Genomic DNA, 24,023 nt, shown 5'->3' with positions numbered 1-24,023 from the left:
TTTCTCAGCGGCGTTCTCGGTCTGTTGCGACAGTAGCCAGGGCGCCCCGCGACACCCCGGAAAATCCTTCCGGGGTCCACTTCGGCCACGAGGTGATGATCAGGACATGCGAGGGATGACAGAGAACCTGACCATCGGGGAGCGCGTTGCCTGGTATCGGCGGCGGCGCGGCCTCTCCCAAGAGGTCCTGGCCGGCCTCGTCGGCCGTACCACGGACTGGCTGAGCAAGGCGGAGAACAACCGGATCGAGCTCGATCGCCTCTCGGTGATCACTTCACTCGCCGACGCCCTCGACGTCTCCCTCGGAGACCTACTCGCGGAGCCGACGCTCATGGAGTGGTCGGCCGACAGCGGCCACCACACAGTCCCCGCGCTACGCGAAGCGCTGATGGACTACAAGCAGCTCACGCCCCTGCTGGGCCCTACACCCGATGACGAACCGCCTGCCCTGCAGGACCTTCGAGCCAACGTGGGCGACGTCCTCGACGCCTACCAGGCATCCCGCTACGGCTTCGCCACCCGACGTCTTCCCCTCGTCCTAGCCGACGCGCTCGCCGCATCCCGCGCCTACTCGGGGTACGAGGGGGAGGAGGCCCATGCTCTGCTCGCCCTCGCCTACCACGGAGCAGCCATGGTGCTGGGGAAGGTCGGAGAGCCCGAACTGGCATGGATCGCCGCTGACCGCGGTCTGGCAGCCGCGCAGCACAGCGGACGAAGCGAGGTCACAGGTTCGCTTTTCCGAGCGGTCACGCACTGCCTCCTGGCCACCGGACGCTTCACGGCAGCGGTCCAGCTCGTGAACGACGCGGCAGCCGTCATGCAGCCGGAACTGGGCACTGCAAACGACGAGTACCTCTCGGTGTACGGCACGCTGTTCCTCACCGGGGCGATGGCCGCCGCACGAGCAGAGGACCGGGCAGCTACGCAGACCTTCCTCCGAGAGGCCGACGAGACCGCGCAGCGACTCGGCGCCGATGCCAACCACATGTGGACAGCCTTCGGTCCGACGAACGTCGCGATCCACTGCGTAGCCACCGCCGGCGAACTCGGCGACATCCAGATCGCCGCGGACCTCGGCGCACGCATCGACACCAGTGGAATGCCAGTGGAACGGCGCGTGCGGCACAGCCTCGAAGTTGCCAGGGCGCTGAGTGCCTGGAACCGGACCGACGAAGCCCTGGCCGTCCTCCTGGAAGCCGAACAGGCCGCCCCCGAACAGGTCCGTCACCACTACATGAGCCGAGAGTTGGTCATCGGCTGGATACGCGGTACCCGAGGCCGGCCCTCCCATCCCGTTGCCGACCTGGCGCGCAGGCTCCGCATTGTCGCTGGCGGCTAGAGTCGAATCCGTGAGCGAGAACGAGCATGAAGCGAAGATGGCCCACCCCCGCATGGCGGCCGGCGCTCTCTTCTTCGACGAAGCTGATCGAGTCCTCCTCGTCGAGCCGTCGTACAAGGACTACCGAGACCTCCCCGGCGGATACGTCGAACAGGGTGAGTCGCCCCGACAGGCCTGTGTGCGCGAAGTCCACGAGGAACTGGGCATCAAGCCCCACATCGGCCGCCTCCTCGTCGTCGACTGGGCGCCGAACCCGGGAGAGGGAGACAAGGTCCTCTACCTCTTCGACGGCGGCCGCCTAAGCGCAGACCACCGCCAACAGATCGCACTCCAAGCGGACGAGCTCCGCGGCTACGACTTCCACGTCGCCGAGCAGGTGCCAGACCTCACCATCCCCCGCCTCGCGCGCCGAATCGCCGCAGGCATCCAGGCCCGAGCGAACGGTCTGACTGCCTACTTGGAACACGGACAGGCGCCGGAAACAGGGGCCTGACCACACGCGTGCAGGAAACCCGTCTCCGCCAGCCGGGGCGCGTAGACCACTTCATGCAGCCCGCCGCAGCAGCTCGGCGTTCCCTGCCAGCGCCGGACCGAGCCCGGCGGCACGCGCTGCCACTCCCTGAGAATGTGCCCACCGCCGGGGAAGCGCATCTCTGAGCTCCGGCTCGGCCACCCAGCTTGGCCAAGGCCCTGTCGTTCACCCATGGCCTGCTCCATGCCCAACAGGGGGCCAGGCCAGTCCCCTCAGCGCGACCATCACCCATGACAGCCCGTGTCACCAACGACGCTATTACGAACGGGACCTGGACTGAGCAGGCCTCCAGTGGACAACTCTTCTTAAAGATCACTCACGCCCGACCAGCCCCTTTCGGTAGCATGCTCCGAACGGGGGATTTCGGCTGACGTGGGATGAGTGCAGCGCACTCACCGCACAAACCCGAGCAGTCCTGTCATGTGTCGCTTCGCGGAGCACACAGACGAACCGACCACACAGGACTGACCGGGTGCACCGGGTACGGAGCGTGAAGATGGACTTCGACGTTGCCGCGCCTGACCCTGCCGGCATGGTGGCGTCGCTCAGTTCGCTCGGCTACTCGCTTCCCGCCGCCGTCGCAGATCTTGTGGACAACAGCGTCTCCGCAGAGGCCAAGAACATCGACGTCGACTTCACGTGGGACGGACAGGGCTCCTGGATCTCAGTGACGGACGACGGCAAGGGGATGACGGAGCCCGAGCTGGTGACCGCCATGACGGTGGCGGCCCGCGGCCCATCCGCCGAGCGGAGTGCCATGGATCTCGGTCGTTTCGGTGTGGGGTTGAAGTCCGCCTCGTTCTCCCAGTGCCGCAAGCTCACCGTAGCCACAGCCAAGGACGGGATCTGGCACGTTCGGACGTGGGACCTCGGTGTCGTGGAGCACTACAAGGAGTGGCGGCTACTCCGTGACCCCGGCGACACAACCAGGGCCCTCCTGCGTCGAATCGCGGGAAGCATGCAGCACGGGACTGTCGTCCTGTGGGAGCAGCTCTCCGGCTACCACAACACCGCCGTGGCCGGCGACGACGAAAAGACGCAGGCCCAGTTCTATGCGGAGGTGGAGCGTACCGAAGCCCACCTCTCGATGGTCTTCGCGCGTTTCCTGAAGCGTCCGGTCCGGTGCCGGATCCGGGTGCGCGGCTCCGACCTCTCCCCGTGGGACCCGTTTCTGTCCACGCACCCGTCGGTACAGCGGATCCCCTGGGAGCCTTTGCCGTTGGGATCGCAGTCGGTGCGCGTGGAGCCCTTCATCCTCCCCACGGCACAGCGTCTCTCGGAGGCCGAATACGAGTCGGCTGCGGGGCAGAGGGGATGGCTGGGGCAACAGGGGTTCTACGTCTACCGCCGTGACCGCCTGATTCTGGCCGGTGACTGGCTGGGGATCCGCGGCCTGAAGCGCGAAGAGAAGTACAACCTCGCGCGGATCGCCGTGGACATCCCTGCGGAGGCCGACGCGGACTGGGGCGTGGACGTACGCAAAGCGAGCGTGGTTCCCCCCGTCTCCTTGCGCCGTCACCTGGAGAGGATCGCCAGGTACACCCGCGAGGCGGCCTCCCGTTCCGCACGACAGCGTGGTCAGGTGGTGTCGCGGGCGCACGGTGACCCCCTGAGGTTTGCCTGGAATGTGAAGCGTCACGACGGCCGGATCACTCTGCGTATCAACAGAAAACACCCCTTGGTGAAGGCAGCGATGGATGACCAAGGGGGCAATCCGGAAGTCGTCCGCTCGATGCTCCGCCTCCTTGAGGAGACGGTCCCGGTCACGGCGCTCCGCATGCTCCACGAGACCGACACGGTCGACGACCCCGAACCCTTCGGCGGTCCAGGGCCAGCCGCTCCCGAGACCGTCGACATCGCTCGCCGGGTGTACGAGGCGCTCTTGGAGCAGGGCCGCTCCCCTGAGGACGCCCGGGGAGTACTCGGCTCCATGCCTCCCTTCGACGAGCAACAAGGCTTCTGGAACTCCTGACCCACCTGGTAGCCCCACTCCCAACCGACCCGGCCGCTGGAGGTCGCTGTGAGCACCACCCCCGAAGACAGTCTCGAGAAGGCCGAACAGACCGCGTTGCTGCTCCTGCCGGGTGACCGCCAGGCAACGCCGGCCGAGGTGGACTTCGCCGTGAACACCGCGGTCAGCATCCTTGCTGCCCAGGGGATCACCGTGGAGCGGGACCAGGTGCGAAAGGTGCTCGAGGCCCGAGCTTCCGTGTTCCAGGCTGATTCCTCCGCCATGACGAACGACGAGGGCCACGTGGCCTGGCTCGCGGACGCGAAGGCAGACCGGGAGTGGGACTTCTGGGACCGCTACCGGCGCTACCTCCTGAGTGTGTCCAAGCTCCCGACGCAGGTCGTGCGCCGCCTTGACCAGAGCACCGACGACGTTCTCGGTGAGCTGGAAGACCCTCAGCGAGAAGGCATCTGGCGCAGGACCGGGCTCGTGATCGGACAGGTACAGTCCGGTAAGACGGGGCAGTTCATCGGGCTCGCCGCGAAGGCAGCCGACGCTGGCTACCGGCTCATCGTGGTGTTCGCAGGGATCCACAACGACCTGCGCAGCCAGACCCAGCTCCGTATCGACGAGGGACTTCTCGGGTTCGACACCCAGTACCAGTTCCGCTCGGACGACGACGCGCATCGTCATATCGGTGTTGGCGCTATGTCGCATCACGGCAAGCGGCTGAAGGCCGCGTCGCTCACCACCAGTCACGAGAAGGGGGACTTCGCCCGGAAGACGGCGGTCTCCGCGAACGTGCCGGTGGGCAGTGTCCCAGTGGTCCTCGTGGTCAAAAAGAACCGTCGGATCATCGACAACCTGCGCGACTGGGTCATCGACAACCACGGCGTGGAGGACCCGAAGACCGGCCGGATGGTCGTTCCCGACCTTCCCTTGTTCGTGATCGACGACGAAGCCGACAACGCCGGGGTGAACACTTCCAAGGACCCGGACACCAACCCGTCGGCGATCAACAAGGCCATCAGGCGGCTGGTCAACAGCTTCACAAAGGCGTCCTACGTCGGCTACACCGCGACTCCCTTCGCGAATATCTACATCAACCCCGACACAGACGATGCCGAACTGGGCCCCGACCTCTTCCCGGAGAGTTTCATCCGTACCCTGCGGGCGCCGTCAAACTACCTCGGTCCCGAGCGTCTCTTCGGTCTGCAGACCGACGGCGACGAGGAGGACATCGAGCCCCTGCCGCTAATAAGGCACATCAAGGACACGGACCTCTGGGTGCCGGACAAGCACAAGTCCCACCTCCAGGTTCCCGACTTCCTTCCGGAGTCGCTCCAGCGCGCCATCCGGTCCTTCGTCCTGACCTGTGCGGCACGCCGAGCGCGCGGGCAGGTCGCAGTGCACAACTCCATGTTGGTGCACGTGACTCGCTTCACCGCTGTGCAACAGCAGGTCCGCGACCAGATCGACGCCCATGTACGCCTGCTCTTCGACGTTCTCCAGGACCGGTTCAGCAGCCAACGTGAAGAACTCGAGGAAGAGCTGCGGCAGCTCTGGGAGGAGGACTTCGTCCCCTGCACCGAGGACATGACCGGTGACAGGCTCGACTGGGAGGAAGTCGAAGCTCATCTCCACGCCGCCCTCGCGAAGATCACCGTCATGGCCGTCAACGGTGCGGCGAAGGACGCTCTCCAGTACTACGAGCGCCGGGAGACCGGCTTGTCAGTCATCGCCGTAGGCGGCGAGAAGCTCTCCCGCGGTCTGACCCTCGAAGGGCTGTCGGTCAGCTACTACCTGCGTGCCTCCAAGACGTACGACACCTTGTTGCAGATGGGACGTTGGTTCGGCTACCGCCCTCGCTACGAAGACCTGTGTCGGCTGTACACGACACGTACGCTGCAGCGCCAGTACGCGGAGATCACTGCCGCCACAGACGAACTCCGGCGAGACGTCGAGGAGATGTCCGCGGTTGGACTCACCCCCCGCGAGTACGGTCTCAAGGTCAGAACCTCGTCGCTAGGCCTCGGCATCACGGCGTCCAACAAGATGAGGCAGGGCACACGTGTCCGCCTCAGTTACTCCGGTGAGCTTCCCGAGACGACCATCTTCGACCTCTCGGAGAAGGTGGTCCGTAGCAACCACGAGCTGCTGGAGTCGTTTGTCGCACGCCTCGATGCGCACTCCGCCAGGGACGTGGACGAGCGGAGCGGGACCATTGTCTGGAGCGGCGTCGCATCCTCCGACGTCACCGAAGGTTTCCTCGACTCCTACCTCACCGACCGACAGGCCCAGCGGGTGCGGCCGGCATTCATCGCGGAGTACGTACGCCAGTGCGCCAAACAGGGTGAGCTGGGCAACTGGACGATCCGTCTGGCGAGCCGGCTGCCCGAGGGAGCTCCGGCCGAGATCGCAGGCCATTCCGTCGGCCTCATCACGCGCAGCCACTCCAGGTCCTCGGACGTCGTTTCCGGCCGCTACACGATCAAGCGTGTGCTCAGCCCTGCCGACGAGCTCCGCGACCTGACCCCGGAACAGCTCAAGCGTGCCCTGGAAGCCACGCAGGAAGCCGCGAAGGGGAAGCTCAACAGGAAGGGGGAACCGCTCGATCCGGACACCCCCCGCGGTCGGCCTTTGCGTCACCAGCGCCGCCCTGACCAGCCGTTGCTTCTGCTCTATCCCCTCAGCCCTGCCGAGGTGGCCAAGTCGTCGGGAAACCCCGAGCCGGTCGCTCCGCTGGTCGGGTTCGCAATCAGCTTCCCGTTCTCTCGCCACCAGTTGAAGACTGAGTACGTGGTGAACGACATCTGGTTCAAGCAGGACATGGAGTTCGACGACTTCGAGGACGAAGAGTGATCGACGAGAGTGTGTGGCAGGAGCTGGAAGCTCACCAGCAGACCCCGGGTAGGTCCACTCGGCGCCTCTACCCCGACTCCCCACACGACATCCAGGTGTCGGTGACGCACCCCGCCCTCCGGCGGATGCTGCTGCTCGGCACTGACGCCAGGACCGCTGACACCGTACGTCAGGAGATCCAACAGCTGTCGGCCACGCGTGGCCTCCAGCTGAACCTGTCGTCGGTGTCCGGCAACCAGTACGAGCTCCAGGTCATGCTCACCGACGACGAACTCACGGAGGTGTTCACCCCGCTCGTCTCCGACATCGCAGAGGTGGTGCGAGACTCACCGACCACCGAGACGGCGGCGGAGGCTGCGGTTCGTCGCTACGTCGGGTGGCAGCAGCTGCTGCGCTCTGTGTCGCGCGAGGGCCTGTCCCGACAGGCTCGGTGCGGCCTCTTCGGCGAACTCCACTTTCTCCTCGAGTACGTGCTGCCGGCTGTTGACCAGCACACAGCTATCAGCTCTTGGACTGGACCTCGGCAGACGAACCAGGACTTCCAGCTGCCTGGCGCTGCGGTCGAGGTGAAGTCGACGACGGTCCGCTCTCCCCGGACGGTGCAGATCGCGAGCGAGCGGCAGCTGGACACGGCCGACTCGACGCCCCTCGCACTGGCCCATGTCGTCCTCGACGACCGGCAGCGGGGGCTCGGCACGAGCCTGAACGGCCTGGTGGACGAGATACGGGCCCGTCTGACCTCACCGTCCGCCTCACAGCGCTTCGAGAGCCTGCTGGTACAGGCTGGCTATCTGCCGAACCAACGGGACCTCTACGACCACGATCGCTACACCCTGCGTCGCAGCGAGTTCTGGACGGTCGGGGAGGGTTTCCCCCGGATCGTCGAGGCCGCGCTGCCGCCCGGGATCGGCAACTGCACTTACACCATTGACGTGTCGGCCCTGGCCACCCACAGCGTGACCGCCGAGACACTGGTCGACCTGATCCGAGGAACCCATGGCTGAGCACGACGTCCACGAGTACTCCCGCGCGCTGGTCACCGACATCCAGGCGCTGGCGGACGCCGAGGGCGGCTCGATTCCGAACACGTTCACCCAGCACGTACTCGAGATCCTTGAGGAAGCCGGTGTCGTCACCGACGCAGCACTCGCCTACCACTCCTCTCGGGGACTGGAGATCTACGGCTACGGCATGCCTGAGGACGGCTCCAGCCTCGACCTCTACACGACGGACTTCAACCTGACGCCGTCGAGCAGCAAGCTGACCAAGGCCGAGTCCGACAGACTCTTCCGCAGGCTGTTCGCGTTCCTGGGAAAGCACGGGTCAATCCGCCCCAACCAGGAGGACAACACCGACGTGCACGACATGTGCATCGGTGTGGAGAAGGCGTTGTCGAGCGTTCCGAAGATCCGCCTCTTCCTCCTCAGTAACCGGGTCAGTACGACGAGCGCCCCGGAGCCCTCGGAGTTCGAGGGGATCCCTGTCACCTACGAGCTCTGGGATCTCGCGCGGCTCCACAGGCACGAGACATCCGGGAGCATCGGCGAGCCCATCAAGGTGGCTTTCGAGCGTCCCCTTCCCTGCCTGGCAGCTCACAGCGACGAGCCGAACTACTCGGTCGTCTTGGCCGTGATTCCCGGTCGGCAGCTGGCCGAGCTGTACAAGGAGCACAGGACCCGTCTGCTCGAACTCAACGTCCGGTCCTTCCTGCAGACCCGCGGCACTGTAAACAAGGGCATCCGCGACACCCTGCTGAAAGCCCCTGGCCAGTTCCTCGCCTACAACAACGGTGTGACCGCCACCGCCTCGGACGTGGACTTCGAGACCGACGAGGCCGGCCGTCCCATCGCCATCAGGAGCATGACCGGCCTCCAAATCGTCAATGGCGGCCAGACCACCGCCTCGCTGCATCACGTCCTGACCCGTGACAAGCGGGACTTGGATGGGGTCCACGTGCAGATGAAGCTCACGATCGTCGATCCCGCCCACCTTTCCGAGATCGTTCCGAGGATCTCCCAGTACTCCAACACCCAGAACAAGGTGACGTTGGTCGACTTCAGCTCGAACCACGAGTTCCACGTCGCCTTCGAACGTGTCTCCCGCAGCCTGTGGGCCCCCGCAACCGACGGCAGCGGCCAGGAGACGCGATGGTTCTACGAGCGGGCACGGGGCCAGTACACCGACAAGTCCGCCGAGTACGAGACGCGCGCCGCCCAGCGCAAGTTCAAGCTGATCACGCCGACGCGACAGAGATTCAGCAAGTCCGACCTGGCCACCTTCGTGCACTCCTGGGAACAGCTCCCGCACTGGGTGAGTCGCGGCGCCCAGAAGAACTTCGCCCACTTCATGGAGCGGATCGAGAAGTCCGATCCCGTTGTGGACGTGCAGTATTGCAAGCGCGCCATCGCCACCTCCCTCCTTTTCCAGGCTGCCGACCGGATCGCCCGTGCACACTCGGCTGGTAGCCACAAACGGCTGATCACGACCTACACGGTCGCCCGGCTCTCGCTTGAGGCCAAGAAGCGGATCGACCTCGACAGGATCTGGAACGAACAGGGCACTACAGACGCCCTGAACAGCGCCCTCGATGAACTCTGTCCCTTGATCATGGAAACGGTGATCTCCGGCGACCGGCACGTGTCGGAATGGGCGAAGAAGCCCGACTGCTGGGACGAGGTGTCGCGCATCCCGTGGACGCTCCCCGCCACGCTTGCCACTGAGCTCACGGCTGATCCCTTCGAGATCGCCTCGCCCGAGAGCACCGAGTCGGACGAGGCAGAAGCCGCCGTCGACGACATCCCCAGCGAGGAGTGGCAGGCTCTCGCGGATTGGGCCCGCGAGGGCCGGGTCCTGCGCTCCGTGGACAGGCAGCTTGCTGACCGCGTCGCGCAGCGTCTATCCCAGGGGCGACGGGTCGTCGGGGCCCAGGCCAGGCAGGCGATAGAGGTCTACGAAGATGCCCTGCGGCAGGGGTTCCACCCTGTTCCAGCCGACCTTGACCACGAGACGGCGTGAGCGGCGGCAGTCCCGGAACAGTTGGGGCTGCCGCTGCAGGGTTTCCTCGCCCAGCAGTCGTCTGGAAGTCAAGGCTGACGCCGAGCGAGCCACCCGCACATCGCCGACGCCACACGCCTCAGCGCCCTGTTCTGACGGGGGAAGGACCTGTCAGTCTGCGGTTAGCACCGTATCGAAGGTGGCTGCGGCTCCCTCGTTCTCCTGTGGACGGGTTGGGCAGTAGTCACTCAGCGGGCAGCTTCCACAAACGGGCTGCTTGTCCCGGCACAGGTTCTCGCCGACGAACCTGATGGCGGCCATGCGCACGGGTGCATCACGGCCGGCACCGAGAAGCTTTATGAGGTTAAGCCGCCCCTCGGTCAGTCGGTTGGTCAGGTGTGATTGGTTCTGCTGCAACCTCGCAGCCACCCGCAACGCACCCTGGTTGACCAGCATGATGTCGTCGCCGGCCAGCAGCCTGAACATCGCGAGCTCAGCTGGCTTGAGCCCCATCATCTTGCTGTGATCAAGGATCGAATCCGCGTCTACCCAGACCTCGGGCTTGTCGACAACCGGACCGAGTCGGTCTTCCAAACGCTGGCGGGCTGCTGCTGTCGGTGCCGCGTTCACGAGGGCAAGGTAAACGTCCCGTGTCAGTTCCTTGTGTCCAGCAACACCGTTCATCACGTTGGCGAGCTGACTCGGATGCAGCTTGCCTCCCGAGAGCACCGCCATGACGAGAGCCCCGAGCGGCTTCATCTTCCGGCCGTTGGGGAACTGGTACCACTGCTTACCAGCGCGCTGCTCCTTGGCCCAGCGAGTCAGCTCCTCACGTACCTTCGGCCACTTGTCCGTGGCCTCGTGTCCGACGGGTGCATCTTGCGGCAGGAGAACCCGGGCTGCAGCTTCACCCAACAGCGGGGGAACCGCGTTGCCAATCTGCCGGAAGGCGTCGCTTCGCGTGCCTGCGAACCGAAAGCGGTCCGGGAAGGTCTGGATCCTCGCAGCTTCACGTACGGTCAGCGTTCGCGGCTCTTCAGGATGGATGTACCAGTAACCATCCTTGGCAATGTGCGCAGTGATTGTACGGCTCAACTCGTTCCAGTCGAGCTTCTTGTACTTGTCCGTGAACTGCTCCGCGTCGTACCTCTGGAATTCCTTCTCGTCGTCTCCCAGCTTCTCCTCCAGCTCGGAGTAGAGGGTCTTGGAATCCATGATGGTGAAGATCTTGAAGTCGTCGGCGCGAACCCGCCGCGTCATGTGGTCATGGATTACACCCTTATCCGCCTTCTTGCGCATCTCCTTGGCGAATGGCGAAGGTTTCGGCTCCTGCTTCTCGTCGTAGTCGAGAAGTCGGGAGCCCACCGGGTCCAAAGGCTTCGGGTTGATCGCAGGAAGGTCACCAATGGCATCCCGAAGGGTGGTCTGCTTCTTCGGCTTATCCCACGTGAAGCCGCCACCGTCTCTCCGCGCGAGCAGGATCAGGCGCTTCCTGTGCTGCGGCACGCGATAGTTCCACGCATCGACGAGACGAACCTGGGTCGCATACCCAAGGCTCTCCAGCTTTGCCTCGATGATGCGGATCACACTGAAATCGTCGCCGAGGCCCATATCGGGGACGTTCTCCATGAGGACGGTACGAGGAAGGAGCTGCTCCACCACGTCGACATAGGCGCGCCACAGTTCCTTGCGGAGATCGTGCGGGTCGCGGTTGTGGTTGTCGACCAAGTGTCGAATCTTGCTACGCCCGGCACGACTAAAGGGCTGACAGGGAGGGCCTCCTGCCACGATGTCGATCTCGGCTCCGGAGTCAAGAATTCGCTGGACGAACGCGCCTCGCTGTCCGTCGTCCCCGAGGTCGACACAAAGGCTCATCCCGGGGAAATTCGCCGCATGAGTCTCGCGTGCCCGCTCGTCGAAATCCACGGCCGCAGCGGTGGTCCATCCGGCTCGTTCAAGGCCGAGGCTCAGACCGCCGGCGCCCGAGAAAAGGTCAACGGCGAGACGCTTGCCTTTCCCGTAACCAGACCGGACCCATTCCTCGAACTTTTCCGGCTCACAGTGGTACTTGTGCTTGTCCAGCTTGAGGTAGTCGCTCCGCTCCAGGGGCACGCCGTACGTATTCTTCGCCCCCTTCTCCTTCGCCACGACCCAATCCTCCGTACTTGCCGACCTGAACGAGCTCCAGGAGATCACGCACGAGGCTGCGGAGGCAAGGCTTCCGGTTGGTCCGCGCCCCCCGTAAAGCCCCGACTGCCACGCAGGTGGCCTGCCCGGCGAACGCCAACGCCCACTCATCGTGCGAAGGTGGTCGCTTAAAGTAGCGCTCTCCTCATGAGACACCCCATGTTAAAGGACCCCTCTAGGCCTCTCCCCACGACTGTCTTGTTTCGCGGCGGCGCATCCGCGAACGTCACCTGCCTCAACGAAACCCTGCACCAGAAGACACGTTCGATCACAGGGCTGCGCCTCCCTTCATAGGCGCCGTAACCACCGCGTCTGCTGGCCCACCGCACGTACTGGCATCTGAAGCTTGATCTGAGCTGCGTCGGGGACCTCAGACGGCAGAGTCGCCGAGTGCTGTGACCCACGGCAGGCGAGCTGGCGCATGCCTCCGTAGGACCCGATCCGCCGGCACAAACTCGTGGACGAGCTCGAAGGCGCGAGCGCTCCGCAGCCGGTAGCAGTCGCCAGCAAGGATTGCTGCGAAGGCAAGCAACTTGCGTCGGGCTGGGCCCTCAAGCAGCTGAGCTGCCGCCTTGGCGCCGTCGCTGATCAGCTTCGTGGTGCTGATCAACTCCTCCTTGGCGGCTGAATCGCCTTGTGCAAGGGCAGGCAACAAGCGGTCTCGTTCTCCGACCACATGGGCAGCGGCCAAACAGAGAACCGTTGAAGCTGCCGCCTCGGCGGGTTCTCCGGCATTGGTCATGGCATTCGCCAGTAGAGGGAGAACGGCGAAAGGGAAGGGGTCGGCGAGCTCCCAGAGGGGTGCCGCAACTTGGAGTCCGGCATGTGTTCCCCTACGGTCCACGCACAGAGGAGGCCGGCCGGGAGAGGTCTGACGTAGTTCCCAGCGCTCGACGCTGGGGTCCGCCAAGGCGGCCCTGAGGAGCGCCCGGCACGCCTCGCTCAGAGTCTCAATGGAGATGTCAGGCACGTCCAACCGTACGAGGCTGCCGTAGCGTCGGATGTCCAGCACCGGGTATCTGGCTTCTCCGGCTGCCTGAAGTACGGAGAGGTCTCGGCTGACGTAGTTCGGATGTCCGGAGCCCCAGGTGATCAGCGCTGCGTTCTGCGCGTAAGCCAAGGCAACTCCGTGCTCGAACCCGTGGCAGATGGCACGAGCGCGGATCGCTGCGTCCAGTACCTGATCCAGATCCGTGGGTTGTCCGCCCAGGAGGAGCGTGCTGTTGACGGGGTCCCAGCGGAAGTCCTCGTGTGCGTTCGCGTTGCGCCACTCAGTACGGATCGTCGAAGCCAGAAACTTGCACAGCGGTTCACCGTCTTCAACTGCCAGCAGGTCCCGTACGGTCGAGAGCGAGGCGCCTTGCGGAATCGCCCTGCCCAGCAGTTCCATGACCACAGCTGCCGTGCGCTTAACGTCACCTTCCAGCACGGCCCTGTGCAGGTCCATGGCCGCACGCGCCTTTTCCTCTTGGTGTTCCTCGCGGTTGTAGGCGTCGCGGTAGGCGACCTGCCCGCGATGGGAGGACAGCATCTCCGGCTCACGATCGACGTGTCGTGCAATCACCGAACACGTCAGTTCCGGTTCGGCCTTCAGATGGGACGTCACTAGATCACGCGCCATGAATGCGGCGCGATGCGCCAGCAAGGGGCGATCGGACAGCGCGAGGGCGGCAAGGTGATGGAGCAGTTTCACCGTCAGCGGTAGCGAGTCATCGACCAGGTGCCTCATGCTCCGTCGCAGCCGACGATCGAGTGCCCTTGGCGCCTTCGCCCAAGCGGCCAGCAAGCGGGCCCGTGACGCCACACCCGATCCGGGACGCAGTTGCTCGGCCGGCATCCCGAGCGTTCGCTGATAGACGTCCTCGTCGGGAAGGCTGGCGTGATCAGCCTTGGAGGAAGCCTCCAGAGTTCGTCCAGTTACTTGGGCCGCGAGAGCATGCCTCCGTACCTCAGACCAAGCGAAACCTGCCCATCCCTGTTCCAGGCAGGCGAACAGCGCTCGCGCCTCGCCCCGATTCGCATTCGCCAGGTCAGTCGCTAACCGCTGCTCCGCCGTAGTTGTGCGGGACGGGCTGAAGCGGGAGACCTCTTCCGCGACAGTGCCAAGGGCGACCACCGAAGCGCGGAGACGCCGCAACAGCTCCGGAAGCTCCTTCCCTACGATCCGGCCGGAAGCGGTCCGCAGTCGCAGGATCTGCGCGACCGTCTCGTCGGTCTCCCGCTGAAGCCCGGGTAGGTCGGCGTCCCTCAACACTGACTTCCATTGCGCGCGGGTCACCGGAACAAAGGCCACGTCCTGCTGCCCCGTGATGTGTGCAGGAGGCGCGGAGAGATTCAACTTTCGGATCACCGCTGGCGCTGCGGAACAGGACTCTCGTTCGACTGTGCCCAGTTGTTCGGGCAGGGGTGTGTCCACCAGTACAGGATGGCACCGGCGCCTTGCCCGAGCGTGTTGTTTTCCTCGCTCCTATCGCTGCCTGCGTACGCGACGATGCTGATGTGGAGTGTGCCATTGGTGTTGTACAGGTACACGGTCTGCGTGAGCGGACGGGATGACGCGTGGTGGATCGGGCGGTAGGCGAGCGTCGGACAGCACCTTGCCGACCAGGGGAACAGGATTGTGTGGTAGCGCCCGGCAGTAGCTGGGATGATCTTGTGGGGCCTCCGGATGCATTGTGATGCAGATATTCAGCGCCCTCGTCTCTTGCAGGCAGCTGACCGTGGCAGCGAAGGTTGGTCCTGAGAGCGAACACGGCTATCGGCCTGCTTGACGAGGCGGCAGCGCGGCGGGGGAGTCCTGGTGAGCGGCGACGTACGGCTAGTTCAAACGGCGGTGATCGGCAGCCCGGGTTCGGATGTCCCGGTGATGTTGCCCCTTGACGCGGACGATTTGCTGACTTGGCGGCGTCGGCATCCGAAGTACACCTACTGGTGTGGCATAGACCTCGGGGGATGCGGCAACCGGCTCTCCGACCGGTTGTACCGCGACAAGGTCTGTCACTTTGCCCACGGGCGGAATACATCGTGTCATCGGACCGCGAACGGCGTGAGCAGCGCTGACCATCTGTTCGTCAAGCAGGACCTGACACGCTGGGCGCAACGTGGCGCGGTACGCGCCCAGACCCGGCTGCGGAACCTAGGAACCGGCCCGGGAGACGCGGTCGAGTTCACCGTACGGGGTGCCGGTCGCCGACTGCGTTTCCAGTTCAGTCGCCTCGAGTACAGCGCGTGGAAGCAGGCGCAGGCGGAGCAGCAGGATGCTGGCGTGGGAATGGACTGGATCTTTGGGCTGCGCGCGGCACACCCAGGGATTGTGGAGGAGCTGTACGGCGAGCTCGGCCACCTGCTCAGGTTCCACTGTTACACCGACGGTGCGGCCAGGCGCCTGAGGATCGGGGCGGAGATGCCCGGTCGCAGCATCGATTGGGTGCACCTCGAATCCTGCCAAATGTCGGCGGACGGGCTCCGAATTCCAGGTGTGAGACCGCAGCCGAGGCCCCACGTATACCGCCGACAGCAGGAAGCCACTGCCGCCGAGACGTCGCCGCAGGCGCCGCGCTCCCGCGAGCAGACCGTGGAAGCACTGCGAGAAGCACTGGAGACATGTGCACGTCTGCGTACGCGTCCTACCTGGCAGACGTTGTGCCGCGCAGCGGCCCTGGACACGTCGCTCCTAACGGTTCGCGACTGTGTGGCTCTTCTGATCAGCGTGGAAGAGTCCGCACTTCGGGAGAACCGTCCCGTTCTGTCAGCGTTGGTGCGCGCGCACGACGGCGGGCCGCTGCCGCACCTAGGTGAGATTGCTAAGGCCATCGGACTGGGCAAACCGGCATCTGAGTGGGTACTCAAGCGCTGGGCCCAGCGAGAGGTCGACCGTGCCTACGCAGTCCACGGAACCCCTCCGCGGAAGCCCCCAGAGCGTCTGCCCTTGGATGGAACCGTACTGTCGGCTGCCGTGCTTGAGCCGCTGCGCACCATCGTCCACGTGGCTGCAGGGCCGGTCCATCGGGAGTCACTTCCGGGCATCGCGCCGAAGAAGCCGAGCAAATCACGGTCGGCGCAGCTCCTCGTCGAGCACCTTGTGATCTCCCTCCGAGCAGCTCGCAAGGAGGGTCACCGGCAGCGGGCCACAAGGCTATTGGTCCAAGTGCCGGCGGGGCTCTCCCAGGCGGCAAACGGCAAAGAGAAGAAGCGGCTCCAGGCTGAGGCTGCACAGACGAGGCAATGGCTGGAGCACGCGAATAGGCGAAGGGGAACAGCCCTGAAGGCGTCCCGGAGGACGTAGGTGGACCTGTCGATCAGGAGGCTGGATTCCACGGCGATTGTCGGAGAAGTCCGGGCTCAGAGGCTTCTGGGAGACCGCGGGAGAACGCCGTCGGCGGCGCGATCGCAGGACGCATCGTCGCGTTCCCATAGGGCTTGTTGAAAGGTGAAGGTGAGTTGACGCTCTGCACTTGTGGTCAGCAGATCGAAGCGAATGACGCTTTTTGTCGTGGATGCGGCATACGCACCTCTATGGTCGGTTCACTGTGTAGAACCCTCAGTCGCCGCGCCGAATTGACGTTTCAGGCATTGGCTGCCGAACACCGGAAAGGCTGGCCGTCGAGCGAGGTAACGCATACCGAGGAGAACCTGCGGGCCATCGACCAGACTCACGGGGACCGGGTAGCGATCCGGCCGTTCACGAGTGACGAGGAACGCCTGAACGGTGCGGACTGGGAGTGGTGGTTTCACTCTGGCGAGACGGGATTCGGCATGCGTATCCAAGCGAAGCGTGCCAACCGGAACGGTGGCTACGACCTGAGGTACCGACCAGATGGCGAAAAGTACCAGAATGATCTTCTGATTGAGGATGCTGTGGCGGCAGGCTGCCTTCCCGCCTATGTCTTCTACAACCACCTCAACTGGCTGCAGCTCCGACATGGAAAGCCGTGGGTCGGCTGTGAACATGGCCCCTTCGTTGAGGGGCAGTTGGGCTGCACCATAGCGTCAGCCCTGGTTGTCAAGCGGACCTTGCTCGGCGCGCGTGCGAGTTCGCGTTATGTGAAGGATCGCAGTCGCCCTTGGAACCGCATTCTGTGCGACGGCAGCGCGTCGGAGGTGCCGAGCCTGGACACTTCCTTCATGCGGGTGCAGCTCCTGCATCGGGCAGCTCTTGCGGAGCTTGAGGAGGATCCGGGGCGCGCGGGCACCTCTACATCAGTAGCCAGACTTCCGACCTGGTCGGCTTTGCCGACGGAGCCGGGCCCAGAGGGTCGCCGTCAGCGCATCAGTAAGGACGATCTTAGGCGAGACGACGGTGAGATGAGCACGCCTGATGCTGCAAGGCCCAGCCCGGCGGAACGTGCTTTGAACCGACAGCTGAGAGAAATGGCGGAGCGCCCGATGAGTAGGCTTCCGAGACGTGTGCGGGCCATGGTTCGTGGTGCCGAGGTGCCAGCGCCTGACGTTCGGGCCGCAGGAGCCGTTCTGGTGAATCTTGGCCCTGTCGGGGAGCGAGACCCACGCATGTGAACCAAGAAGCCCGAACCTCGACTCTCCTGGCGGGAGCGCAGCGAGCGGCCGGAGTCCGTCCCCTGGCGGCAGTGAAGGGGCCGGCGTGCGTGAGCGCTGCGTGAGCGGACGGGGTGGCACGGGGTGGATTCGGCGGCACGTGGCTGCCGGGCCGCACCTTACTGACCTGGGGAAACAGGATTCAGTGGCACGGCCCGGCACCAGTCGGGATGATCTTGTGGGGCCTCGTAATGCGTAGGTCTCGGGTTCGAATCCCGAAGGCGGCTCTGTAGAAGCCCCAGGACTCACTCGCCGTGACCTGGGGCTTTTGCTATTCCCGGGAACGGGGCTCCCGCTTGGCGAGGTGCGCGAGCCAGGCCCAGCGGACGAGTCCGCCGACGGCGGCGGCGGCGATGATGGCGCCCCAGTCGATGACGTGGGGCAGGCCGGGAAAGAACGCGAAGAATCCGAAGGCCGCGGCGACACCGACGAGGAACGCGACGATGCCGGCGCGGCGGTGTTCGGCTTCCCGGGCGGGGTCTTCCCGGGGCGGGTCTTCGGGGGTGGGCTGGGGGCTCATGTGCGGCTCACTTCGTGATGTGGTGGCACTGGCTGACCCGGCGCACGCCGTTGATGTTGAGGTGGGCGCATGCCTTGCCGTAGCGGGGGAGCTTCTGGGGTGCGTTGTCGCGCATCGGGTTGATCTTGCACTCGGTGTGGGTCTTGCCGCGGGAGGTGCGGTAGGTCTTGTTGTCGGTGTCCGCGTAGGTGAAGTCGATGCGCCAGTTGCAGAAGCCGGCGTTGAGGGCTCCGACGAAGCCGCAGTCGACGCCGGCGTTCTGGTAGGTGATGTTCTTGCCGTCGCCGCGGATGATGTGGGTGAACATGCAGCCCGTGGGGACCTTCATCGTGACGCCTCCGACTTGGTAGTCGAAGGTGGCCACGGGCGTCGAGCCGATGGCGCCGGCGTGCGCCTCGGCCGGGGGTAAGGCGACCAGCGCAGCCGTTGCTGCGATGCCGGCGAGGGTGCGGGATGGGGAGGGTCGGTTCATCTGTGTTCCGTTCTGGTGGAGTGGCTGCGCAGAACGGAACTACCTTGTCGGTCCTGGGGTTCTGGCCCGAAAGGCAGACCACCGCGAAGAGTGATCAACAGATTGGCTTGCTGACCGACCGTTACCTTGGTTGTGAAGGCGTAGGCCATGGGGTCGACTGCATGAAGGTGTCCCAGCCGTGGAGTCCGACGCGGCCGCCCAGGCCCTTGCGGGTGCCCCAGAACCTGTCGACGAAGAAGCCCTTGGTGAATTCCCGGGCATGCTCCCAGATCTGCCAGGCGGGGATCGACTCGTCGACCGCGTCGCCCTACGGCAGGTACCTGACCTGCTTCATGGCCTCGGCGTCGTAGCCGTAGGTGCCCGCGTCGTGAGAGCCATCGTCCTTTGTGAGCCGCTTGCCACCGACCAGGGCGACGATCTTGGTGCGTCGATCAGATCGAGCGCGTCACGTGGTGAACTCGCCGACCCATGAGCGCTTGATCAGGTGCTTGGGCAAGTAGTCGGACTCGACTCCGATCGTCATGTCCGCGTCGTACGCCAGGCATGCGAGGGCGAGGGGGGCCAGGGCGACGAGGCCGTCGCTGCTCAGGGAGCGGGCCTCGTTGGCGGTCCAGTACTCCTGGTGCCAGGTCAGGGCCTGGACGAGGGAATCGGTGAAGGCCTGGTCCTCGCGGCGCAGGTAGAGCTGGAACAGCTTGAGCGGCGGGTAGAGGATCTTCAGCATCAGGTCGGTGTCGGCGATCCGGGTCTGCTCGGGGGCGGTGCCCTGGACCGCGGTGAGAAGGGTGTTCCAGGTTTCCTGGCGGCCGAACCAGAAGTTCTGGAGCGTCTCGATCCAGGCGTAGACGTACTCATCGAAGTCCGCGCCGGACGCCCGCAGGAACTCCACCGGCACCTGGGCGAGCTGCTTCAGCCGGTCGTTCTCGCGGCAGATCAGCGCCAGGTAGAAGGCGGTGAGCAGTTCCCGGCGTGCAGGTAGTCCTGCGGACCGGTGGTGGGGAGCCTGCGCACCTCGTCCAGGGTCCCGACCCGCAGCGGGACCGGGTCCTCCTGTGCGGTACCCGCGGCGAAGAGGGCGGAGCCCACCTGTATCGCCAGGACCCATGACTCCCAGGTCTCGAGCTTGTCCGACGTGGGGTCCTGGAGACGGCGCCACTTCGCGGCGGAGAGTGTGTAGGTCAGTGCGTCGGAGTGGGCGTCCTCGGAGGTCTCCATCCCCTCGACGGTTTCCTGCGCGGCCGCGACGACCGGTGCCGTGGTCACGGCCGCGTTGTCCGGGTGGAACGCGTGGCGTGGGACGGCGGTGGTCATTGCGTGCCTTTACGTGGGTTGTGGCATCCGATGTGTGCAGCTGGCGGCTTGCGGGGTTACGCGTCGAATTCGCCGCGCCAGAGGAAGTCGAGGAGGGCTTCGGGGAGGTAGTCGGATTCGACCTCGACCGGGATGCCGTTGGCCTTCGCCAGGCAGGCGATCGCCAGCGGGGCGAGGGCCACGATCCCGAGGGTGTTCTCGGTGCGGTCCTCGTCGGCGGTCCAGTACTCCTTGTGCCAGCGGATGGCGTCGGCCAGGGCCTCGTTGAAGCCTGCGGGGTCGTTGCGGAGGTAGCGGTAGAGCATCATGATCGGCGGGTATTTGAGTTTGGTCATCGTCTCCGCGTCGAGGACGCGGGCGTGCTCGGGAGCGCTCAGGTCCACGGCGCGCACCAGGTGTGTGCGCAGGTCGTCGCGGCGGAGCCAGAAGCTCTGGAGGGTCTCCACCCAGGCGTAGGTGTACTCGTCCAGGGCGCCGCCGAAGTCGCGCAGCAGGGACACCGGGATCCGGGCCAGCATGTCGAGGCGGGCTGCTTCACGGCAGATGACCGCGAGGTAGAAGGCGTCGAGCCAGGTGTTCGCGTTGAGGTAGGTCTGCCGTCCGGTGGTGGCGAGGTGGCGCTCCTCCTGGCGGATCTTGCAGGTGACCGTTTCCTGGTCGGGATCTGCGGCGGCGAAGACGGCCGAGTGCACCTGCATGGCTAGCAGCCAGGACTCCCAGGTTTCCAGCATGCCGGCCGTGGGGTCCGCGACACAGCGGACGAGGGCGACGTTCAGCGACTCCATGACCACGTCCGACCTGGAGTTGTGCGAGGTCTCGATCCCCTCCAGCGAATAGGACAGCGACCCCTCCATGGAGGGAACCACCGCCGCCCACTCGTCCTTCTCATAGTCCTGGCGCGGCACGATCACGGACACTGTCTCCTTTGTCAGATCTTGAAGAATTCGAGGACGGCCCCAGCGTACTTAGAGCCGCCGTCCGTGGCCTTCACCATCGCGTACTCAAGGTTGCGACTGTCCAGGGCCGCCTTGAGTTCCGTGGCAAGCTCCTGGTTCGTCCACACCTTGCCGGATGCATCGGTCACTTTCAGCTTCGGCCGACGGTACATCTCGGCGATGATGGTCCGCAGGTACGGTTCGGTGCCCTGTTTCACCATGAAGCCTTCCGCCCCAGGACCGACGCCCTTGCGCCAGAGGAGGCCGGAAGAGGGCGCCTTGGCCTCGATGACCATCAGCTTGCCGTCAGGACGGCGGTACAGCTGGTCGAACATGTTGGCGCCGTTGGGTGTCTTCGGCAGCGGCTGCTCCACCGAGCCGGGGAATCTCTCCGGAACCACGTGCAGTCGCGCCGCGTCCTCGCCCAGGCGTTCCGAGAACGAGGTGTTGTTGGAGGTGTTCTCGCCCCACCGCGGGGTCATGCGATCGTCGAACGCCTTCTGCGCCTTCGTCAGCTTCTCCAGCGTGTCGGCGGTGGGCCCGGCCTTGTGCGCACGCTCGGCGTTGGCGAGTTCCACCGAGGCCTTGCGGTCCTTGGCGACGTCGTCGAGGTGATCGATCGCGGGAAGGTTCTTGTCGCGGCCCAGTTCCTCCTTGCCAAACCTGGTCTCGGAGCCGGCGGGCGGAAGACTGTTCTTGGAGATCCAGGCCCCGTCGCTGTCCTTCGCCAGGATGGGCAGCTCGACGTCGTCGATCTTGGTGTGGATGCTGTGACGGTGCCCGTCCGACCGGTAGTACTGGTTGAACCAGGACTTGTCGGAATCGTTCGCCTTCTGTATGAACTCGTCCTGCTTGGCCTTGACCTGCTCGGGTGTCAGCTGCTGACCGGAAGCGGGGGGCGTCGGCTGGCCGTCGTGACCGCCGCCCGCCCGGGCCGCGTCGTCACCGATACCCGGGATGTCGTCGAAGCCGCCGTGGCCGTGGCCGCCCAGCGGGTTGTGGGTGCCGCTTCCGCCGGGGCCGTCCGGGTGGGTGGCTCCGGAGCCCGGGCCGTCCGTGTGGGTGCCGGCCGTGGACGGGGTGTCCGGGTGGCCGGTCGGGGACGGGGTGTCGCCGCCGCGCGAGGGCTGGTTCAGGTCGTTGCGCGGCATGTTGTCCGGGGCGTGCCCGCCGGGGGTGTTGTCGAAGCCGCGCGGGCCGTGCGCGCCGTTGTCCAGCGCGTGGACCGGTTCGGAGATGTTGCTGCCTAGGTGGAAGCCGTCGTCGCCGCGGCCGCCGACGCTCGCCAGCACGCGGTCCGGGGCCTCGACCTTGATCGGGGGCTCGATCTTGGCCGGGGTGGCGTGCAGGGGGGCGTTCGTGTCCGGCTTTGTGGGGTCCGTGTCCGGGGTCTTTTCGATCGGGGCTTCGTCGATGTGCTGGTAGAGGCTGCCGTCTGCCTTGTAGTAGTTGCCGTCGCCGTCGAGGTACTTCGCCGGCCCGTCGAAGGGCAGCTTGACCGTGCCGGGCGGGAGGGTGGCGGTGCCCTCGGGGAGTTTGATGTTGCCGTCCGGGAGCCTGGCCGCGCCTTCGGGGATCGTCGCGCCGGAGGGGAGGTGGATCGCGCCGTCCGGCAGCTTGACCGCGCCGTCGGGGAGGGCTACCGCGCCGTCCAGGTTGATGTTCGGGACCTCGAGTTTGCCCATGCCCTTGAGACCGGCCATCACATCGCCGATCTTGGAGAAGCCCGCTCCGGCTCCCTTGAACATGTACGTCATCGGGTCGATCGCCCGGCCGGCCTTGCCCGCGAAGGACAGGGTCTTGGCGACCGCGCCGGCCTTGCCCGCGCCCGCGACCGCGCCGCCCGCGCCACCGGTGAAGACCGTGGTGAGGACGTTGAAGGTGACCGCGCCGGCGGCACGGGACGGGTTGGAGCCCCACTGGTCCCAGGCCAGCAGCGCCTTGCCGGTCTCCTTCATGGCGGTGCGCGAGTCGCGGAGCCAGGAGGGGAGCTTGTCGTCGGGGGCGGCGAGGAAGAGGGGGCCGGCGCCGGGTATGGACATGATCGCGAGGCCGGTGCCCAGTTTGGCCAGGCCGGTCCAGGACTGTTTGAAGACGTCCCAGCCCTGGAGTCCGACCAGGCCGCCGAGGCCCTTGAGGGTGCCCCAGACACCGTCGACGACGATGCCCTTGCCGAACTCCCAGGCGTGCTCCCACACCTGCCAGGCGGGGATGGACTCCTCGACCGCGTCGCCCCAGGGCAGGGACTTGGACTGCTTCATCGCCTCGGCGTCGTAGCCGTACATGTCCTTGGCGTTGGAGCCGTCGTTGACCTTCAGCGGCTTGCCCCCGACGAGGGCGACGATCTTCGCGTGGGCGGCCCGTTCCACTTCCTGGAACTCGGCCCACACCTCGGCGATCTTGTTGCGGCGATCGAGGTTCTCGTCGATCAGGTCGCCGTCCTCACGCCACTTCTCGTCCTTGTCCGTCTTTTCGCGGAAGGCCTGTGCCTCCGCCTTCAGGCTTTCCAGCTTCTTGATGACCGGAGCGGCATCGCGCGAGTACGTGCCCAGCGCGCCGGCGATCGTGCACATGTCGGAGCTGAGCTTCAGCCCGAGGTCGGAGACGGGCTTCGTGGTCGCGAACAGCTGGTCGGCTTCCGGGGCCTGGTAGAAGGCCTGGATGCCGCCGAAGCTCGTGTGGACGTCCGAGGTCTTCGTCGCGACCGCCGCACCGCCCGAGGAGATCAGCTTGACCTTCTCGTCGAGCGTCGCGAGGTTGCCCGTGAAGACCGGTATCTCGGCCGGGTCGACCGGCGCGTTCCCGCTCACTTGCTGCCTCCCGGCTTCTCACGCAGTACGTCGAGGTTGACGGCCTTGGCGGCGTCCTGGGCGGCCTTGGCCTGGTCCAGGTCGCCTTCCAGGTACTCGTTGGTCGCCTTCACCGCACCGAGGATGCACGCCTCGATCCGCTCCGCCATCGACTTGAACTCCGGCTTCCGCGCCGTCAGGTACTCACCCAAGGCGGCCGCCACCGGACCCATCGCCTTCTGGCTCAGCTGCGGCTGCCCCACCGGCACCGGACCGGCCAGCTTCGTCTCCGCCTGCGAACCCGGCACCGCCGTCCCCGCGGCCTGGGCCGCCTCCGACATCGCCGTCAGCAGCGCGTTCAACGCCGTCTCCAGCTCGCCGGCATTCGTACCGACCGTCTTCAACTGGCCCTGCACACCCTGCGGCTTGATGTCCCACGCCGTCATCAACCAACCCCCGTACTACCCACCGACCGACCCACACCAGCCGCTTGCTCAGCCGATGTTGTCGACCGCGGCCTTCGCCCGCTGAAGCGTCTGCCGCGCCGTCACGTCGTTCTTCTCCAACGTCGTGTTCAA

The 24,023-nt window shown here is 65.6% G+C and carries 17 protein-coding genes; 7 read left to right on the top strand and 10 right to left on the bottom strand.

Going from position 1 to position 24,023, the window contains the following annotated elements; translation table 11 throughout:
• Window positions 1–115: 115 nt before the first annotated feature.
• From ACFWP3_RS13555 to ACFWP3_RS13530, 6 genes are all read left to right on the top strand, one after another.
• Window positions 116–1,339, top strand: coding sequence for a helix-turn-helix domain-containing protein (locus ACFWP3_RS13555; RefSeq protein WP_384219991.1), 1,224 nt, complete (start codon window positions 116–118; stop codon window positions 1,337–1,339).
• Window positions 1,340–1,349: 10 nt separating this feature from the next.
• Window positions 1,350–1,832 (top strand): NUDIX domain-containing protein, encoded by a 483-nt coding sequence (locus tag ACFWP3_RS13550; RefSeq protein ID WP_384219862.1) that lies wholly within the window; start codon window positions 1,350–1,352, stop codon window positions 1,830–1,832.
• 535 nt (window positions 1,833–2,367) lie between these two features.
• A complete protein-coding gene (locus ACFWP3_RS13545; protein WP_384219860.1) occupies window positions 2,368–3,843 on the top strand; it encodes an ATP-binding protein in 1,476 nt (491 codons plus the stop codon).
• A gap of 48 nt (window positions 3,844–3,891) precedes the next feature.
• A complete protein-coding gene (locus ACFWP3_RS13540; protein WP_384219858.1) occupies window positions 3,892–6,684 on the top strand; it encodes a Z1 domain-containing protein in 2,793 nt (930 codons plus the stop codon).
• Window positions 6,681–7,688: a PD-(D/E)XK motif protein gene (locus tag ACFWP3_RS13535; RefSeq protein ID WP_384219855.1), complete on the top strand. Its 1,008-nt coding sequence runs from the start codon at window positions 6,681–6,683 to the stop codon at window positions 7,686–7,688. Before ACFWP3_RS13540 ends, ACFWP3_RS13535 begins: the two co-directional genes overlap by 4 nt.
• Entirely contained in the window at window positions 7,681–9,699 is a 2,019-nt protein-coding gene (locus tag ACFWP3_RS13530; protein ID WP_384219853.1) for an AIPR family protein, read from the top strand. The genes ACFWP3_RS13535 and ACFWP3_RS13530 overlap by 8 nt, the downstream gene beginning before the upstream one ends.
• Before the next feature lie 150 nt (window positions 9,700–9,849).
• Here the strand turns inward: ACFWP3_RS13530 and ACFWP3_RS13525 are convergent, their stop codons facing one another.
• The 3 genes from ACFWP3_RS13525 to ACFWP3_RS13515 all read right to left on the bottom strand — a co-directional run bounded on the left by ACFWP3_RS13525 (window position 9,850) and on the right by ACFWP3_RS13515 (window position 15,208).
• Complete coding sequence (locus ACFWP3_RS13525; RefSeq protein WP_384219851.1) at window positions 9,850–11,826, bottom strand: DNA cytosine methyltransferase; 1,977 nt, start codon at window positions 11,824–11,826, stop codon at window positions 9,850–9,852.
• Between the two features lie 409 nt (window positions 11,827–12,235).
• On the bottom strand, window positions 12,236–14,281 hold the full coding sequence (locus ACFWP3_RS13520) for a hypothetical protein (RefSeq protein ID WP_384219849.1): 2,046 nt from the start codon (window positions 14,279–14,281) through the stop codon (window positions 12,236–12,238).
• Between the two features lie 720 nt (window positions 14,282–15,001).
• Window positions 15,002–15,208, bottom strand: a complete 207-nt coding sequence (locus tag ACFWP3_RS13515; RefSeq protein WP_384219847.1) for a hypothetical protein — start codon at window positions 15,206–15,208, stop codon at window positions 15,002–15,004.
• 1,097 nt (window positions 15,209–16,305) lie between these two features.
• On the opposite strand from ACFWP3_RS13515, the gene ACFWP3_RS13510 reads away from it, so the two are divergent.
• A complete protein-coding gene (locus ACFWP3_RS13510; protein ID WP_384219845.1) occupies window positions 16,306–17,379 on the top strand; it encodes a DUF6615 family protein in 1,074 nt (357 codons plus the stop codon).
• A gap of 310 nt (window positions 17,380–17,689) precedes the next feature.
• On the opposite strand, the gene ACFWP3_RS13505 is transcribed toward ACFWP3_RS13510, so the two are convergent.
• From ACFWP3_RS13505 to ACFWP3_RS13475, 7 genes are all read right to left on the bottom strand, one after another.
• Window positions 17,690–17,938, bottom strand: coding sequence for a hypothetical protein (locus ACFWP3_RS13505; protein ID WP_384219843.1), 249 nt, complete (start codon window positions 17,936–17,938; stop codon window positions 17,690–17,692).
• A gap of 7 nt (window positions 17,939–17,945) precedes the next feature.
• Complete coding sequence (locus ACFWP3_RS13500; protein WP_384219841.1) at window positions 17,946–18,410, bottom strand: hypothetical protein; 465 nt, start codon at window positions 18,408–18,410, stop codon at window positions 17,946–17,948.
• A gap of 445 nt (window positions 18,411–18,855) precedes the next feature.
• A complete protein-coding gene (locus tag ACFWP3_RS13495; RefSeq protein ID WP_384219989.1) occupies window positions 18,856–19,323 on the bottom strand; it encodes an immunity 49 family protein in 468 nt (155 codons plus the stop codon).
• 20 nt (window positions 19,324–19,343) lie between these two features.
• Window positions 19,344–19,721 (bottom strand): hypothetical protein, encoded by a 378-nt coding sequence (locus ACFWP3_RS13490; RefSeq protein WP_384219839.1) that lies wholly within the window; start codon window positions 19,719–19,721, stop codon window positions 19,344–19,346.
• Window positions 19,722–19,777: 56 nt separating this feature from the next.
• Window positions 19,778–20,632, bottom strand: coding sequence for an immunity 49 family protein (locus ACFWP3_RS13485; RefSeq protein ID WP_384219837.1), 855 nt, complete (start codon window positions 20,630–20,632; stop codon window positions 19,778–19,780).
• 17 nt (window positions 20,633–20,649) lie between these two features.
• Entirely contained in the window at window positions 20,650–23,466 is a 2,817-nt protein-coding gene (locus tag ACFWP3_RS13480; protein WP_384219835.1) for a hypothetical protein, read from the bottom strand.
• Entirely contained in the window at window positions 23,463–23,891 is a 429-nt protein-coding gene (locus tag ACFWP3_RS13475; RefSeq protein WP_384219833.1) for a DUF6507 family protein, read from the bottom strand. The genes ACFWP3_RS13480 and ACFWP3_RS13475 overlap by 4 nt, the downstream gene beginning before the upstream one ends.
• Window positions 23,892–24,023 lie beyond the last annotated feature (132 nt).

The organism is Streptomyces sp. NPDC058525 (genome assembly GCF_042719495.1).
In the GTDB taxonomy this organism is placed as follows: domain Bacteria; phylum Actinomycetota; class Actinomycetes; order Streptomycetales; family Streptomycetaceae; genus Streptomyces.
The sequence above is the reverse complement of the archived record's forward strand: the minus strand, read 5'-3'. Positions and strand labels throughout refer to the sequence as shown.

What these genes read in the sequence shown, in the direction of transcription:
- ACFWP3_RS13555 (WP_384219991.1), top strand. Translation starts at nt 116, where the DNA reads ATGACAGAGAACCTGACCATCGGGGAGCGCGTTGCCTGGTATCGGCGG.
- ACFWP3_RS13545 (WP_384219860.1), top strand. Translation starts at nt 2,368, where the DNA reads ATGGACTTCGACGTTGCCGCGCCTGACCCTGCCGGCATGGTGGCGTCG.
- ACFWP3_RS13475 (WP_384219833.1), bottom strand. Translation starts at nt 23,891, where the DNA reads ATGACGGCGTGGGACATCAAGCCGCAGGGTGTGCAGGGCCAGTTGAAG.
- ACFWP3_RS13490 (WP_384219839.1), bottom strand. Translation starts at nt 19,721, where the DNA reads ATGACCACCGCCGTCCCACGCCACGCGTTCCACCCGGACAACGCGGCC.
- ACFWP3_RS13505 (WP_384219843.1), bottom strand. Translation starts at nt 17,938, where the DNA reads ATGAGCCCCCAGCCCACCCCCGAAGACCCGCCCCGGGAAGACCCCGCC.
- ACFWP3_RS13500 (WP_384219841.1), bottom strand. Translation starts at nt 18,410, where the DNA reads ATGAACCGACCCTCCCCATCCCGCACCCTCGCCGGCATCGCAGCAACG.
- ACFWP3_RS13530 (WP_384219853.1), top strand. Translation starts at nt 7,681, where the DNA reads ATGGCTGAGCACGACGTCCACGAGTACTCCCGCGCGCTGGTCACCGAC.